Annotated in this window: 11 protein-coding genes and 1 pseudogene; 7 read left to right on the forward strand and 5 right to left on the reverse strand. The window is 46.6% G+C overall.

From position 1 onward, the window contains the following. Positions 1-15: 15 nt before the first annotated feature. Together A596_RS12135 and A596_RS23885 are read right to left on the reverse strand one after the other, a co-directional pair. The gene (locus A596_RS12135; RefSeq protein WP_039915044.1) at positions 16-7,806 is read right to left on the reverse strand and encodes a choice-of-anchor A family protein; all 7,791 of its coding nucleotides are present in this window, start codon (positions 7,804-7,806) and stop codon (positions 16-18) included. Between the two features lie 236 nt (positions 7,807-8,042). Further along, positions 8,043-8,177: pseudogene (locus A596_RS23885) on the reverse strand (hypothetical protein); the annotation flags it as partial. A gap of 132 nt (positions 8,178-8,309) precedes the next feature. Between A596_RS23885 and A596_RS12140 the strand changes: the two are divergent. The 4 genes from A596_RS12140 (at position 8,310) to A596_RS12155 (ending at position 11,210) form a co-directional block, all read left to right on the forward strand. Further along, positions 8,310-9,008 (forward strand): glutathione S-transferase N-terminal domain-containing protein, encoded by a 699-nt coding sequence (locus tag A596_RS12140; protein WP_039915046.1) that lies wholly within the window; start codon positions 8,310-8,312, stop codon positions 9,006-9,008. Positions 9,009-9,102: 94 nt separating this feature from the next. Further along, positions 9,103-9,468 (forward strand): antitoxin Xre/MbcA/ParS toxin-binding domain-containing protein, encoded by a 366-nt coding sequence (locus A596_RS12145; RefSeq protein ID WP_039915048.1) that lies wholly within the window; start codon positions 9,103-9,105, stop codon positions 9,466-9,468. A 45-nt stretch (positions 9,469-9,513) separates the two neighbouring features. After that, complete coding sequence (locus A596_RS12150) at positions 9,514-10,254, forward strand: RES family NAD+ phosphorylase (RefSeq protein WP_039915049.1); 741 nt, start codon at positions 9,514-9,516, stop codon at positions 10,252-10,254. Positions 10,255-10,286: 32 nt separating this feature from the next. Then, complete coding sequence (locus tag A596_RS12155) at positions 10,287-11,210, forward strand: DUF6929 family protein (protein ID WP_039915050.1); 924 nt, start codon at positions 10,287-10,289, stop codon at positions 11,208-11,210. A 51-nt stretch (positions 11,211-11,261) separates the two neighbouring features. Here A596_RS12155 and yegD read toward each other — a convergent pair whose 3' ends face one another. From yegD to A596_RS12170, 3 genes are all read right to left on the reverse strand, one after another. After that, the gene (yegD, locus tag A596_RS12160; protein ID WP_039915051.1) at positions 11,262-12,629 is read right to left on the reverse strand and encodes a molecular chaperone; all 1,368 of its coding nucleotides are present in this window, start codon (positions 12,627-12,629) and stop codon (positions 11,262-11,264) included. 63 nt (positions 12,630-12,692) lie between these two features. Then, complete coding sequence (locus tag A596_RS12165; protein WP_039915053.1) at positions 12,693-14,183, reverse strand: carboxypeptidase M32; 1,491 nt, start codon at positions 14,181-14,183, stop codon at positions 12,693-12,695. A gap of 37 nt (positions 14,184-14,220) precedes the next feature. Then, positions 14,221-15,120: a LysR family transcriptional regulator gene (locus A596_RS12170; RefSeq protein ID WP_039915056.1), complete on the reverse strand. Its 900-nt coding sequence runs from the start codon at positions 15,118-15,120 to the stop codon at positions 14,221-14,223. 179 nt (positions 15,121-15,299) lie between these two features. Between A596_RS12170 and A596_RS12175 the strand changes: the two genes are divergently transcribed. Genes A596_RS12175 through A596_RS12185 form a run of 3 tightly spaced genes read left to right on the forward strand, consistent with a single transcriptional unit; the run spans position 15,300 to position 17,184 of the window. Continuing rightward, positions 15,300-15,839, forward strand: a complete 540-nt coding sequence (locus A596_RS12175; protein WP_039915059.1) for a carboxymuconolactone decarboxylase family protein — start codon at positions 15,300-15,302, stop codon at positions 15,837-15,839. 56 nt (positions 15,840-15,895) lie between these two features. Continuing rightward, positions 15,896-16,519, forward strand: coding sequence for a pyridoxamine 5'-phosphate oxidase family protein (locus tag A596_RS12180; protein ID WP_039915060.1), 624 nt, complete (start codon positions 15,896-15,898; stop codon positions 16,517-16,519). A 53-nt stretch (positions 16,520-16,572) separates the two neighbouring features. Further along, positions 16,573-17,184: a glutathione S-transferase family protein gene (locus A596_RS12185; protein ID WP_039915061.1), complete on the forward strand. Its 612-nt coding sequence runs from the start codon at positions 16,573-16,575 to the stop codon at positions 17,182-17,184. The last annotated feature ends 24 nt before the right edge of the window (positions 17,185-17,208 follow it).

A 17,208-nucleotide genomic window follows, 5' to 3' on the forward strand; every position in this document is an offset into this window, starting at 1 on the left:
GGTTGGTCGCAACCATCAGGGTTGTAAATTCAGGGATTTTTCGGCGCGAGTTTCCCAATCCGGACTGGTACCCGTTTGCAGTTGCAACTGGAGCAACCCTCCACCGGTTTGCGGTAATTTCACATAGAGTAACTGCGTGCGCGTAGCACCGGCTTCCAACGCAAGCGGAGCAGTCCAATCATTGCTGTTAGTGACCTTCGTAAAGTTAGCTGCACTGATGACACTGAAATTCGCCGGTATTACCAGCTTCACCTGACCGGATGCCGTTTGTGCGCCGGTGTTTTCATAAGAAACAAGAATTGGCAGAGTTTTGCCTGCCCTTGCCGTAATTGGAGCAGGGTTCACTTGCTCCAATGCAGCGAGCAACAAGCTGGCAAATGGATTTTCATTGCTAGCCCCCAGGAGGGTCGCTTGTGCCAGCAGATCAAAGCCAGCAAATACCGATTTACCTTGTTGGTATTGATAAATTGATAAGGCATTTTTATTTGCAGGTCCCATCGCACCCGACAAATCACCACCGAAGAAGCGATTGTGAATAGACATGTAGCCGTTGGTGGTTGAGTACCAGGTTTTTACGATTACCTGCCCATCCACACGACCGGCAGGCTGATTCACCTGGGCAAATGGAGCCAGTATGCTGCCTTCAATGCCTACTGAGGTCATAGACAGCGAAGTCGCTTGCGGGAAGTTGAACAGCACTTTATCGCGAATTGTGGTGAGTGATTGCATACCCATGCTCTTGATCGCAACACTTTGACCAGACACGTTAAACACCACGGTAGCATTCGCCGGAATACAACTCACCGCAAAAGTATGCGCTACGCCGAGGTCTGCACCGTTCACATTGAAGACTTGCGAACTGCTGGTGCAATCGCCTTTTAATTCCAAGCCACCCCATTGCATTTTCACCGTGCCATTTGCAGGCAAAGTGGCAAGGTTAGTGGAGAGTTCTTGCAGGTATTCACGCTCGCCAGCGAAATTAATTGGCATTGGTGTATTACCTTTAATCACTGCACCCGTTGCCATTCCAAAACGCACTGCATCGCCAACACCTGCGACACTACCACCAGCAATTAAGTTGCCGTAGTAAATACGACCTGATGGGAAAGTCACATTACCACCCACAGTCACTACGTCATGCAGTTTGTTCGGATCGAGCTTATCGCCCACGCTGAAGTTTTGTAGACTCAGATTGCCACCCACTGCCAGACGACCTTCAACTGTCGATGATAATGAAGTGAAGTTTTCCCACACAAAATTACCGTAACGACCTGCCGCACCTAATGCGCCGAGAACCGTTTGTGTATCTGCGCCTAGCAAGTCATTTTTGTATTCGCCAATAATGGTTGCGCCATTCGCCGTGAAGTTAAGCACTTGTGATGATTTAGTAAATGCACGCTGCCACCCCAAACCCAATGCACTGTCTTTGATTACAACACCTTTTGCATAAACTTCATTAGCACGCGCCTTGATACCCAGTGCTTGCTCAAGTGTTTGATGGCGGCGATCCATTGCACCCGCGACAATTAATCCATCACCTGCCGCAACTTTTGCATTTAATGAAGTTTGCGTGGATTGATCCAGGGTAATTTTTTCACTGAGCAAGGCATACACACCATAACCGCCCTGATTCATTTCTGTGACAAATGCTGCCGCGCTATCAACAATGGTGTAGAACCAACCGGCATTGGTGAGCAAACTTTCCAAATATGTACGCTCAGAGGAAGAGGCATCAATTAATATCAATAAGCGAGCTTTCTCACCCAGACGCAAGTCGCCACTTAATTTAATCGGCGATTCTTTTACACTGAATAGTGCTGTAGCCAATACCGCAGACTGACCATTTACAGTTGCTTCCAGTACGCACGCATAATCACCTTTTTCAAACGCCGTGGTACCAAACACTTGCTGATAGGATTCAGAACCGGATGCAATGAGTGAAAGCTGGCTAAGGTTTTCGTCCTTCACTAACTCAATATCTACTGCTACAACAGATTTTTTCAACGCAATTACATCCAGCATTTTATTACCGCGATTGGTAACTGCGAAATCACACTGCTGCATCGCACCACGATCCACTTCGGGATGTTGAACAGTGACAGTTCCCAATAAGGCTTGAAGCGGATCTTCTACTACAACGAACGCTGCATTGGCAGAGGCAAGTAAGGTTGTTCCTGCTGCGTTATAGATTTGCCAGGATGCCTGATAATTACCGGCATCAACATTGAGTAATGCGAAAGCTGATTGCAATGCAAATTGACCATTGATTGCCAATTGCGGGACAGCTATATCGCGTTCAAAAACTACCTGTGCCTGAGCATTTACAACACGCAGTTTACCGAGTGAGGCAGACTGAATGGCATTCTGTGCAAGGTTAAGCGCTGTGGTATCCAGCTTCACAGTTTCCGTTAAGCGGTATTGTTGTTTATCGGAAGAAAGTGTTGCACCAACCAAACTGGTACTATCAATAGGCGTAGCGGTAATGGTGATCACAGTAGAGTCTTCTGCTACAACTCGGTCACGGGAATCAATCAGTTGCGCATGAATTTTATAAACACCCGATGTCGTGGTGCCGGTATTCCATTGCGTAGCTACTGATTGACTTTCTTGCACCGCCAACGCATTTACGGTTAATGGTGACAATTCGCTAACCAGCCCATTGTTATCCGCCGCATGAATAGCAAGCTTCACTTTACCGCCGTTGAACGCTGGCCCCAGATTTTTAACCAGATTGGAAATCTGCACCGCTTCATTGGCAGCGTATACCGATTTGTCTGTTTGCAAATCCAGAGTTTGTTCTGTTGCAGCGGTTACCGATGGAACCTCAATTGCCTTAGTGATAGTTTCATCGGTAAATGAATTGGCAAACGCAAATTGCGCTGCACTGCCAACCGGGCGAATTTCTTTTAATCCAAGATCTTTCACCGTTAAATCAAAAATCAAATCACGGCCATTACCCGTTATACCTTTTAAATCCCAGATATACTGAGTACCGCCAGTTGCTGATGCAGTGGTTACATCGGGTGCGATTGATGGGTTGGACAAAAGTACATTGGCTGGTTGATCCAGTGTGAGTTTCACATCCAGGCCACCGATGCGATCCAATGCCTTGGGCATGTACACCATAACCAAACTGGTTGTGCCCAGATCTGTTGTAAACAGCCCTGTATTGCTATGCCATGATCCATTCGCTTTTTGAGTATTAAGCAGATAAGTAATGGAGTTTCTAACCATCGGATCTTGAGAAGATGGGGATGTGTACTCAAGTCCAATCCCCACTAACGCTGTCATCAACGGATCGCGAGTAGCATCAGTCGCTACACCTGTCCGCCCCCAGCCACCATTAGGTGCTTGCCGCGCTTTTAATACATCTGCGATTGCCAAAATTTTTGCATTAAGCTGATCCTTTAAGGCTCCTTCAGGTAAAAGCCTTTTAGCTTCAGCAAATCCAATCAATGCTGTTGCCTGGAGATTATTGTCCGTAGTAGCAATATTGAAATTGTTTAATAAGTACTGAGCGATGAGCGGCATCGCCGTTTTGAAATCCTGAATGACATTTCTATTGAGCGGCACTTCATCAACAGCAATCAATTTATTACCCGATGTGCTACCGATATAAATCTTTCCATTGAAGTTGGTAGCGCCCCAAGCCGCATTACCCCAGAGGATGCGCTCTGACGTTGCATCTGGCCTCACACGGTGAACACCAATAACTGATCCGCCCATTGCATTGGTAGTAACAAATGCATCTCCGTCAGCGCCGGTAGCAATATGAATTGGGTAACCCTTCAGGCCATCTGCAAATACTGACAAGCTGGATGTAGTTGGATCATACTTTACGATATTTGCTGCTGCGTAATTCGCTATCAAAAGTGAGCCGTCAACTGCCCACGAGATTCCATAGGGATTATTCAACACCCCTCCGGAGGCAAGAGTTTCAATAGCGCCACTAGCAATATTCACGCGCTTAAGCTGATTCTGGGAATGACAAACCATATAAATTTGGTCCGCAGCAGAATTCAGCAAAACCCCGCCCGTTCTTGACGAGCAAACAAGCCAATTTTTAAGTATTGCCCCTTGCGGACTAACCTTCAACAATCGCCCATTATCTTCAGATAACCAGAAGCTGCCGTCTGGATCAATATCCAAACCGTTAAGACGACTGCTAACACCAGCAACAGATCCGACGATAATTTGAGTGGTCCCTGTTGCAACATCAATTTTCTCAATTCGTCCACCAGACTTGCCAACGTATACAGCATCCGCTGTAGATTTAAGTACATGATCACCAACAGCTCCCGCAGCGTATGGAATCCCGCCACCCCACTGGAAATCATTTGGTATCGAAGGTAAGGAATTATCAACATCAATTGTACGCGCCGCCGTTAACGCAGCGATTGCCGTTGCCGTTAAATTGTTATTCAACCAACCTGTACTGTGGTCATACGCCCAATAGATAGTCCCTGATCCCGTTGAACGAGTGCTCCATAACCGCTCAAGCGCTTTAATTTGCGTACGGTGTACTTGCTGCTGATCAGGCCACTCAGACAATGCCCAAGCACCAAACAGTGTTGAAGTTTTCGTGTATTCAGGATGGTCAGTTTCAAGACTTCCGTTGGACTTTTGACCTGTTGTTAGAGTATTGAGCAAATATTTTGCTGCAATTGGATCAACCGTCGCTTTGTTTAGAGCAGCCCCCAAACTCGCCAAACTTTGCGCCTGGATGTGACATCCCAAACATTTGTTGGTTTTATCCCAAGTGATTGCACCAGGGCCAGTAAATCCAGCGCCTTTTTCCACGGCATTTTTAACGAGGACAAATAGTGGGTCAACGCTGGAGCCCAATTTGGTATCAACACCGGTTAACCGGATTTTTCCTTTAATTGCAGAATCGCCTTCTGGAAGAACAGATTTATCGATAGAAAATTCTGCTTTTGCTACATCACCAACATAAATTGATCCGGAAATTTTCCCGGCAATACCATCAATTCGCGTGATGATGACATTCATTTCACCAAGCTGGGTCACTGCCGGGATCCAATTACCAAAGCTCAGATCCGCAACTTCATTTTGCTCAAGCGCATTTGCATTCGCTATTGCACTATGCAAAAGGCTGCCATTTTCTTTTTGGGTGATTTTCAATTCATATTGGCCAGCATCGAGACGCTGATTGCCATTATTGCGTAACAGCGCGTCCAACTTGATGGGTGTAGATGCACCGGCCTGGGTGAGAGGAGGATTTATATCAAGTGCACCGCCAAACACTGCAATGCCCTCAACTGTCGTTTCGTCAAATGAAACCGCCATCACCTTGCCACGCGGCAAATCCCTGGTCATGGTTCCAGCTTCAATAATTTCAGCGCGCACTGTGTAATCACCAGCGGCGGTTTGTTTGACTTGCCACGGAACTTCCAACGCAATTCGTTCGCCAGGTCCGAAATCAATATGTGGCGTTAGCGTGGTAGTGCCTGGAAAATACGGCATTAGAGAATCAACCTCTTCACCACTTTGATTAACCAGCTTCACCAATACGAGTGCACTTTCAGATACAGAACCAGTATTTTCAACTTCAACATTCAAAATCACAGTTGAATCCGGTTGTACAGACGGAGGGGCCGATACTGAGATAACGCTGAGACTGGAACTGGAATCAAGTGCCGACAAATTCAGATCAACAACATAGGCACCTTTCACAGCGCCCAAAGTAATTGCCTGTTTTGAAGGCAAGTAATTGTCCGCCGAAACATCCAGAGTCACGTTTGCATTTGACAAGTTTGTAAACTGATAACGACCATCAGCATCAGTGATTGCAGAAAAGGCTCCCGCATTCATACTGAGAGAAGCTCCAGCGATGGGTGCTTTTGAAATTTCATCGCGCACAACGCCTGACAGCGACCAGTCACTTTCTTCCGGAGTAGCAGGGACTAGTTTGAATGTACCGGCAACGGCACCAAATGAAGAGGCTGTTACAACCACTTGCTGGGTAACATAACCCGCAGCAGCAATCTCGAGTGTGAATGACAAGCTATCAATGCCCGTCAGGCTTGCACTGCCAGCAACACCCGTTGTTACGATAACGCCTTTACCCAGCAATGTAATAGTCGCACCGGAAATTGGAACACCGCTGACGCTATTAATCGTTGTTGCTAACAACTCTACTGCTGTCGGCAGCTCAGTGGCAGTGGCTTTATAAATTGCCAGGCTTCCCAGATTACCTGCTGCACCCGCCGGAAAATTAATGTTGTAACTTGCACTGATGTAATCCGCAGCATTAACCTGAATAACATGGGCACCGCGATTTAAAGGCTGAGAAGTAAACTCACCGGAATTATTTGCTGTGATGCTGGAACCATTAATCACGAGTTGTGCATTGGCAACTGGCAAACCGGTTGAACCATCAATTATTTTTCCAAACAACGCGGCAGGTTCACTGACTAACGGAGTATCAACACTTACCAGGCCCTGATTGATTTGCACATTTGTGCCAGACGTTAATGAAAAGCTGCCTGATATTTTGTGGTAGCCAACCGCATCGATAACAAAGTTGTAATTTCCGTTAGGCAACCCAGCAATTTCAAATACGCCACTGGAGCTTGAGGTAATAGTTACTTGCTTGGCTCCTTTCAACTCAATACTGGCACCGGAGATTGCAACCAAAGAGCCACTGTTGAAAACCTTACCGGCAACGATACTACCTGATGATGTTTGGCCGAGAACAAGCTGACCCACATCCGTCACCACTGCATTTTTGACAACGGCTACTGCACTGGTTGAGGAGAAACCGGTTTTGCTGATTAATAATGTTTGGCTGCCTTCCGGCACATTAACCAAATTAAATTGGCCCTGGGCATCGGTAGTCACTTGTAAATTGGTATTTGCAACAGAAACCGTTGCACCTATTACAGGCTGAGTAGATCCAACAACTAATACTTGCCCTTTTATTGATCCTTTGCCTGATGTTGTATTGCCGATTGAATTAACACGTTTAATCGCCTGCAATACCAACGCAGTGGTGTAGACATCACTATGCCAATTATTAGCACTGGCGCGATTCGAAATTGCCTCGACACTTGTCGATAATTCCGCTGATGTATTAGCTCCTGTTGCAAGGGCGGATAAGGCTAGTGCCGATTCAAATGTTTGACCCCAGGTATTATCATTTTTCTTTTTATTAATGAGATAAGCGCGTGCCCCCGCCAATGCGGCAGACACACCAGAGAATTTGGTTTGGTTAGCAAGCGCAAGAATTACTTCGGAAGTCAATGCTACGCTGGAGGTGCCATCCAATTTCCATCCACCATCGGACTGGCGTTTAGAGAGTAAATAACCAACCGTTTTTGCGATCTGAGCCGATGTAGTAGGGCGAGTAGCGAGCGCTTGTAGCGCATACGCAGTGCTCAACGGATCGCTTTCGTAGTTTTTATAACTACCGAAACCACCATCACTATTTTGGCGAATCGACAACTCAGATAGTAATGCACCGTCAACGCTTCCCGCTAACGATTGTGCGCTAATGACACGGGCTAATATCTCGGTATTTGTAAGGTCGGAAGAAGCGAGAAAATTTTGTGCTAAAGCAACTTGGGTTGGCTTGCTGATTTGATCAAGCGATAACGCTTTTAACGTTTCATGTGTGCTTTGAATGGGGATGGACAGGCTGGATTCAGTTAGGATTGCGCCATCTTCGCCTTGCTGGGAAACCAGCCAATCATGGTAGGCCGATGCATGGACTTGAACAGTAAAAAGAAATGCACAAGCAAAAACGACAAGCCCAGTGAGCTTGCGCAAGCCGAATAACGATCCCATGTTGTATCCCTTTCGAATAATCTGGAGTCTAAATTTTGGACGTAGAAAATGTGGCGGCAAAATATCAAAGACAGAACAAACATTAAACAAGTTTAAGCGATAACCAGTTCAAATATTCGTCCTATTTACAATCACTGTGTTTTATTAGAATCGAAATATTTTATGTATGTAAAAAACAACGCCCAAGTTATCCAATATCCCATCCAACCTCAAAAACATTATTAATCATAAAAGTATCATGCACAGCTCCAATCGCTACTTTTATGGATCGAGATGAAAACCTGGCGCAACATTTCAATCAAAGTTGGGTTGAAGCGAGCTTCATCGTAGTGAAGCGTTAAACTAAAACCGGAGCGTGCGCCGCGGCGCGCTAGCGATACGGGTTTTTGGCATACAGCCTACAGTGTAAGATTTGCATAGATCACCTCCGAAAACTCGTTGCAGCTGCAAGACGTTTCCCGAAGGCAAAGATAATTGATGTGGTATTTTACGGGGGTAACTAAATGAATACCGACACACTGCAACTCATCCAACAACATTTCCCACCCAAAAATCCCGCGCGTATCCAGCTTTATTCGATGGCAACACCAAATGGGCAGAAAGCATCAATTATGCTGGAGGAACTGGGATGGGAATACGATGTACATAAGGTGGATATTACGAAAGATGAGCAGTTTCATCCGGCGTTTTTGGCCGTAAGCCCTAATAATAAAATTCCGGCAATGATTGATCCGCAAGGATTGAATGGTGAACTGCAGGCGCTGTTTGAATCCGGGGCAATTTTGTTATATCTGGCAGAGAAGAGCGGGAAGTTTGCGGGGCGCAATGCGATTGAGCGCTATCAAGCGATTCAGTGGTTGATGTTCCAGATGGGCGGCATTGGACCAATGTTTGGGCAGGTGGGATTTTTCCATAAGTTTGCCGGCAAGGATATTACCGACCCACGCCCCAAGGAACGTTATGTGAAAGAGGCAGCGCGTCTGCTTGGGGTATTGGACAAGCATTTACGTGAGAAAAACTGGGTCATTGGGGCTGAGTTTACGATTGCCGATATTGCGATTTTTCCGTGGGTCAGCAACTTGCTTGGGTTTTATGAGGCGGGCGGCTTGGTGGGCATTGAGCAATTTCCCGAGGTTACGCGGGTGCTAAACGCATTTTTGGCACGCCCGGCTGTACAACGGGGCATGAAGATTCCTGCGTAGGTCAAGTTTTTAACCCGACTAAAAACTTAAACCTTGCATTTCAAATGACACTCTATAGAATAAAAAGTGTCACCTGATGCCATAGGAGCCCCCAATGAACCCTCAAACCGCCAGTGTTTCTGACCTGGAGCTTGTGAGTAATAGTGTGATCAATGCTGCCGATGCCCTTGGTTTGGCGCGAGAACAGCTTGCAGATGCGATAGGCGTATCCATTTCTACAGTGGACCGGATGAAACGCGGGACGCCGTCACAGGGGAAAGCATTTGAACTATCGCTGCTGGTAATACGGGTTTATCGCTCGTTGTTTTCCATTTTGGGGGGAAATAACGAGGCGATGCGGCACTGGATGGTCACACCAAATCACCATTTAAATGATGAGATTCCCGGTGAGCTGATCCGCAGGGCGGATGGATTGACGCGAGTACTGTGGTATTTGGATGCGATGCGCGGGCGAATTTAACGTTTTATTCCCTCTCCTTTTTACTCCCCTCATTAAGGATACGAGATGAACCTTGCCGATCTGTTGCGCCCTCACATTATTGGTAATTGCTGGCGCGTGGTGGAGACGCAAGAAACAGCTGCTACCATGGCAATTACCCGCTCCGCAGCAGAACAAAGCCGCTTGGAGGAACTGCTGGATTTATCCAAGTCAAAAATTCCCGCCGATTGCGCTGGACTTTCTTATTTATTAATGACCCCCTTTCGCTACCCGCCACTACGTTACGGTTCGCGCTTTGGCAGCACATGGGAACGCGGTATTTTTTACGGATCGTGCGAGCTGCAAACGGCATTTGCAGAAACAGCCGTATATTTCTGGTTATTTCAACAAGGCCTCGCCACACTTGGTCCCCTGGAAAATATCCGCGACCAACGCACAGCATTTTCCGTAAAGCTCTCCAGCCAAAAAGCGATTGATTTGCAAACAGAAGAATTTGCAGCACAGCAAGATAAAATTCGCCAACGCGAATCATGGGACTACACCCAGCGGCTAGGTAAACAGTTGCGTGAAGCCGGAACAGAGTTTGTTCTTTATGCGTCTTCGCGCTTTAATGGCGGAAAAAATATTGCCGTATTTTCACCGCTTGCGTTTGTCGACAAAGAACCAGCACAACAGCAACTCTGGCATGTGCGTTTTACAACAGAAAACTGTGTATTTGTGCGCGCAGGTAATAGCGAATCATTTGAATTTCACAAAAACAGTTTTTCAGTAGATGGAAAAATTCCTCACCCGGCATTGATGGCCTGACATTTTGAATACCACCATTCATGGAGTAGATCATGATTCAACTCACTGAACTAAAAACCCTCCTACTAGCACAAGGCACACACGCTGATCGTCATCCACATTTAAGTGCAGCCAGCGGACTGGTACAGGTTGGACCATGGTTGTATGTGGTGGCGGATGATGAATTACATTTGGGGCAATTTTTACTGGAAGGAAATGAACATGGAAAATTGCATCGCTTTTTTGCCGGCGAATTACCATTTGAATATGAAGAGCGCAAAGCAGAAAAACCGGATATAGAAGTACTTACATTAATTCCACACATCAATAATCCAAAACAAAATGCATTGCTGGCACTGGGTTCCGGATCAAAGAAAAAACGCCGACGCGGTGCACTGGTATCACTGGACCATACAGGCAACATTTCCGGTGGAGCAACAATTATTGATCTTTCCAATTTTTATGATTTTCTTAAGCAGGAAGTCGGAAAATTAAATATCGAAGGTGCCGCGGTTGTTAAAGACCAATTCTTTTTATTCCAGCGCGGCAACAAGAAAAATAAATTGAATGCGAGCATTCGCCTTTCTCTCGATGATCTTTATAAAACATTGTTAACGCCGGAAAAAAATTATCAACCACACATTCATATCACACCGTACGATTTAGGCTATATCGATGATGTTCCTCTTTGCTTTACCGATGCAGCTACACTCCGCAATGGCGATATTGTATTTACCGCCAGTGCAGAAAATACGTCGGATTCTTATTTGGATGGACAATGCATGGGGTCCGCAATTGGAATAATTAATCGCATGGGTAATTTGGTTTTACTGGAATCAGTTAATAAAACCGTAAAACTGGAAGGTATTGAGGCAGACGAAGCGAGCAATAACATCGAGCTTTTATTAGTGACCGACGCCGATAACGCTGCGCATCCTGCACAGCTTTATTCGGCGAGTGTGAGATATCCAGGTTAATTTTAGACACTTAACCGTGTCATGATATTTGACGCAACTATCGTGACACGGTTAAGCAAAAACCCGTTCCGCCCACACACCCAATCCTGCAGCTACACTACCAAAGTGATCACCATCGATAATCTCAATGTGCTCGCCCAATAATTCGCACACCAGCTTGCGGATTAACGGTGATTTAGCGCTGCCGCCGGTAATGTAAACAATATCAGGTTTATGGCCAGCTTGTGTGGTTGCCTCATTAATCAGATTCGCGATTTTTTGCAAGAGCACATTCACTATACCTGCATAGTCTTGCGCGCTGGTTTCCGGTGTTAAATCTGCTTCGATAAAGCCCAATGGAAAGCGGTACGTATTAGCAGAAGATAATGCAATCTTCCCTAGTTCTGCTTCGCGCACCACAGCGAAGTTATGCTTATCTTCACGCATTGTTATAAAACGGTTTAATAATTCCGGCTCCAGCGTTTCGCGTTGTAGCTTTTCCAGCAGGAAGCCGGTTTTTGCGTCGTAAAAATCGGTTTGCGCACCGATATCGTTAATCGCCATTGCATTCACGAATGGCATCAGTGGCATTGGTAAACCGGTCTTTAAGGGTGACAACATCCCGAACGATGGCATTAACGCTTTTTGTGCAAGCAATATATCAAAATCATTACCGCCGATACGCTCACCGGTATGGCCTAGAAAATCCTGTTCACGTTGCAGCTGGTTTCGGTGGGCAGGGCCCATTAACACCATAGAGCAATCGGTAGTACCGCCGCCCACGTCCACCACCAACACGATTTTGTTTTCATTCAAGCGCGTTTCAAAATCAAAGCCGGCAGCGAGGGGTTCAAATAAAAATTCTATATCGCGAAAACCAATTCGTTTTGCCGCCGCCGATAAAATAGCTTGCGCCTGCTGATTGGATTCATGCGCGTTAATACCCTGGAAATTCACCGGGCGACCAATTACAACTTGCGAAGCTTCTCGTTGCAAATAATGTTCTGCGCGCTGCTTCACATTGAGCATCATCACCGCAACCAGATCTTCAAAAAAACCTACCATTTGCGGGCGCAAACCACTTGCGCCCAAAAATGATTTAGGGGATTTAATAAAATAACCTTCGCCGGGTGCAGCGATGTAATGGGCGATAGCATCAGCACCGTAAAATAATCCGTCGCTAACCTGCGCAATATCATGCTCCAATTTTCCTGCGCGCGATTGCGCCAGTGCACCGGACCGCGCTTGCGCATAGGCTTGTCGCTCAACCGGATCTTGTAGCTGTTGCGCAATTTGCTCCGCGATAAATCCGCGCTCTATCGCATAAAGAGTGGAAGGTACAAACGCATCATCACCATACAACGGTACAAGCGCGGCCTTGCCTTGATCAATATAAGACATAGCACAATTCGATGTGCCGTAATCAAAACCTACTCGCATAACGTCTAACAACCTTCCAAATCAACAATCAATTCAACCGAACTTTACATCCAACCGGGTTTATTATGCTTCACCCAGATAACGGCGCTGCAAATGTGTTTTGAAAAAATGCGCATTTAACGGCTCACCCGTTGCGGCAATAATTAATTCATCTGTCGATAACAAACTGCCCTGGCTCCAAATATTTTTTTGCAGCCAATTAAATAATGGAGCCAAATCGCCCTGCGCGATTTTCTGTGCAAGCTGCGGAATACTGCGTTGTGCCGCTGAAAATTCCTGTGCAGCGTACATTGCACCCAATGTATATGATGGAAAATAACCAAACGCTCCGCATGGCCAGTGAATATCCTGCATGCAGCCATCTCGATAATTCCCTTCTGTTGACAATCCCAGATAAGCTTGCATTTTTTCATTCCACAACGCTGGAATATCGTCCACCTCAATATCCCCGTCTACCAGCGCGCGTTCAATTTCATAGCGCAAAATAACGTGGGCAGGATACGTTAATTCATCGGCATCGACACGGATATAGCCGCGCTTCATCCGGGTGTTGAAGGCGTACAGGTTTTCGGTTGTAAATGCAACATCTTGTTCACGCTGCAAAATATTGCGCGCAAGCGGTGCTAATAATTGAGTGAATTCCGCAGACCGAGCCAACTGCATTTCAAAAAATAAACTTTGCGATTCATGAATGCCGGTAGAACGCGCCTCACCTACCGGCAAGCCACTCCAGGCTTTCGGTAAATTTTGCTCGTAACGTGCATGCCCGGTTTCGTGGATAACACCGAATAGGGCTTTCATAAAATCGCCTTCATCGTAACGAGTGGTAATACGGACATCCGTTGGTACACCGCCGCAGAATGGATGCGTACTCACATCAAGCCGCCCATGGGTAAAATCAAAGCCGAGCAATTTCATCGCTGCAAGGCCAAGTTCCTTTTGTTGTTCAATCACAAACGGCCCGACAGGAGCAATCACGTTGTTGTTCGCTTGCAATTCGTCGGCGCGCATAATGAATTCCGGTAACCAGGTTTTTACATCGGCAAATAACACATCCAATTTGGCACTGGTCATACCCGGTTCATATAACTCCAGCATTGCGTCGTAGGGGCGCAAGCCGGCATCTGCTGCGCGAATACGCGCCTCTTCACGCACCAGTTCAATTACTTTTGCAAGGTTGGGTTTAAAACTTTCCCAATCATTATTTTTGCGTTGCTCACGCCATGCATGTTCGCATGCAGAGTTCGCCAGCGATTGTGCTTGCACCAGATCGCCAGGCAATTGCGTGGCTTGCTTCCAGCGACGCTTAATTGCATCGAGGCTCGCACGCTCATCCGCTGATAAATTCTCCTGCCCGGCGGCAATCAGCCATTCCCCCAGATGCGACGCCGTAGTTTGCTGGTGGACCAGCACTGACAATTCCGCCATAGCCGCACTGCGCGCATCATTACCACCTTCCGGCATCATTGCTGCCTGGTCCCAGGAACAAATGGCCGCGAGGTGTTGCAGGTGCGAAATTTTTAAAAAGTGTTGTTGCAATTGTTGATAAGACATAAGAAACACACTCGCTTTTATAAAAATGGATTTCGATTTAATTCAAGGATTTATTGGCTCGCAAATGCGCTGCCAACAAATCAATAAAGCTGCGAATTTTCGCTGAAGAATAGCGCCCCTCGCGATGCAATATATGCACAGGTACAATGCCCGGTTCAAATTCACTCAGCAGGATTTTTAACGTTCCCCGCTCCAATTCTTGCGCAACCTGATAAGACATCACGCGAGTAATTCCCAAACCGCGCACTGCCGCATCAATCGCTGAATCATTGCTGGTTACACTCAAGCGCGACCTGATACGAACAATGACTGGCTTTTCCTGGTCCAAAAATCGCCACTCCACATTCATCCCCAAATTGGTCGCTACAATAAGTTGATGGTTAAGCAATGCATCTGGATGCGCGGGCAAACCATACTGCGCAATATACTCCGGTGATGCGCACAACACGCGGCGTACACTGCCAACTCGCATGGCGTGAAAACTGGAATCGCCCAACTCGCCAATACGCAACGCCACATCAATTCCCTCTTCTAATAGATTCACTACGCGATCAACAAACATTGCCGACACTTCCGTCGCTGGGAAACGCTGCAAATAATCCACAATGCCCGGCATGACATACATGCGCCCGAATAATACCGGCGCAGTGACGGTGAGATGCCCGCGCGGCTCGCCGTTAACGCCAATCGCCGCCTCATCGGCTTCATCGGCAGCGGCAATCACGCGGCGCGCATCATCCAGATAACGTAATCCGGCATCTGTCACACGCACATAACGCGTGGTGCGATTCAGTAATTTCACCCCCAACCGCGCCTCCAGATCCGCCACTGCGCGCGTTGCGACTGGAGGTGAAATATTCAGCCGTCGTGCGGCAGCAGCAAAACCTTCGCATTCGGCTACCGCTACATAAATCTGCATTTCAGTCAGGCGATCCATAAGCACTTCCAATTGAAGGCACGTCAGTTGAGGCAACAGCCAGAGATTATTTCAGTTTTGGAAATAATGAATTAGCAATTGTGAGTATTCTTCACGTTAGTTGCAATTGGCAATATGACTTCAGGCAAAACGTTCGACAAACCATCCAGCCATTTTTTATTCATTGTGAGGTCAACACCATGAGCAGGATCAATACCGTTACTAACCAGAGCGCATCTACTGAACAAGCCGCATTGTTTAGTGCAATTCAACAACAACTCGGGATAGTACCTAATTTTCTGCGTGTATTTGCCAATTCGCCCGCCGCATTGCGCGCGTTTCTTGGTCTCTATGGTATTGCCAATGAAGGCAGCCTGAGTGCGCAAACCCGCGAGCGAATCGCGCTTGCATTAGCGCAACAAAACGCATGCGAATATTGTTTATCCGCGCACACAGCACTTGGCAAAAATGCTGGATTAAACGGGGCCGAGATAGATGCGAATCGCAACGGTACCAGCCAGGATGCAAAAGCTGCTGTCGCAGTACAGCTGGCACGTTCACTGGTTGAGCACAATGGTGATATCACTACTGCGGAATTAATGGAAGCGCGCAATGCGGGTTATTCCGATGCCGAGATCGTAGAAATAATTACGCATGCCGGAATGAATCTACTAACCAATATTTTGGGCAAAGCCAGCCGAGTAGAAATTGATTTTCCAAAAGTGGCGATTAATAACTAACTTAACAGCGATCAAACGCAGAACCGTATTTGCCACATTTCGCGGAGGATTTAATCATGTCGCGCGCATTTTCTGATATTGCTTTCACCCCCAGTGTTAAAGAAACCCAGGAGCGCTATGGAAGCCGTGAAGGGAATCGTAATTTTGAATTGGCAGAAGACCCACGCAATGAATTAACCGAAGCAGAAATACATTTTATCCAGGCGCGCGATAGTTTTTATCAAGCGACCGTGGGTGAAAATGGTTGGCCTTATGTGCAACATCGCGGTGGTCCCATCGGTTTTTTAAAAGTTTTGGATACGCACACTATCGGTTTCGCGGATTATCGCGGCAACCGCCAGTACCTAAGCGTGGGCAATATTAATGCCGATGATCGCATTAGTATGTTTTTGATGGACTATCCACGACGTCGCCGTTTAAAGCTGTGGGGCCGCGCGCGCATTGTTCACGAGCATGAGCAACCGGAAATTATTGCAGCGCTGGAAGATCCGGATTATCGCACCCACATTGAACGCGCCATCGTGATTCATATTGAAGCGTTTGATTGGAACTGCCCGCAACATATTACACCGCGTTTTACAGAGGCGGAAATCAGGGCGCAAATTGAACCCATCTTGATCGAAAATGAAAATTTAAAAGCCCAACTGCAAATGCTGTTAAAAAATCAGCCGACGCGCTAACACGCAACATCCATTCATCGCTTAATAGTAAATTAACGAAGGAAATATTATTGATGCTGACACTCTATGAATTTGGTTTATCGGGCAACTGCCATAAAGTTCGCTTATTGTTATCACTATTAGGTTTGCAATATCAAAGTACATTGCTGAACAATGCAGAACGTGAACATAAAACAGAACAATTTCTACAGTTAAATCCATTTGGGCAAGTTCCGGTATTAACCGATGGCGATACGCTGGTACGCGATAGCCAAGCTATCCTGGTGTACCTTGCGCGCACGTATGGCGCTGACGAATGGTTCCCCCATGATCCGGCTAAAATGGCTGAAGTAGTAAGCTGGTTAGCCGTTGCGGCTAACGAAGTAGCGCGCGGACCCAATGCGTTGCGCTTGCACCATAAATTTGGCCGCGCAATTAATATTGAAGAAGCCACGCAAATTACTGTTCACGTTTTATCAATATTGGATACGCATTTGCAATCCCGGCACTGGCTAGCCAACAACACATTAACAATTGCCGATATTGCGATTTACCCCTACATCGCACTGGTTAATGAAGGTAAATTCAATCTTGAGCCTTATTTGCATGTGCAGAACTGGATGGGCCGCATTGAACATTTAACGGGTTACATCACCATGCCAGGCATCCAGCAATTTAACGCATAACGTCGCCGCATTTTAATTTTTTTG

The organism is Cellvibrio mixtus subsp. mixtus J3-8 (assembly GCF_000766945.1).
Taxonomy (GTDB): domain Bacteria; phylum Pseudomonadota; class Gammaproteobacteria; order Pseudomonadales; family Cellvibrionaceae; genus Cellvibrio; species Cellvibrio mixtus_A.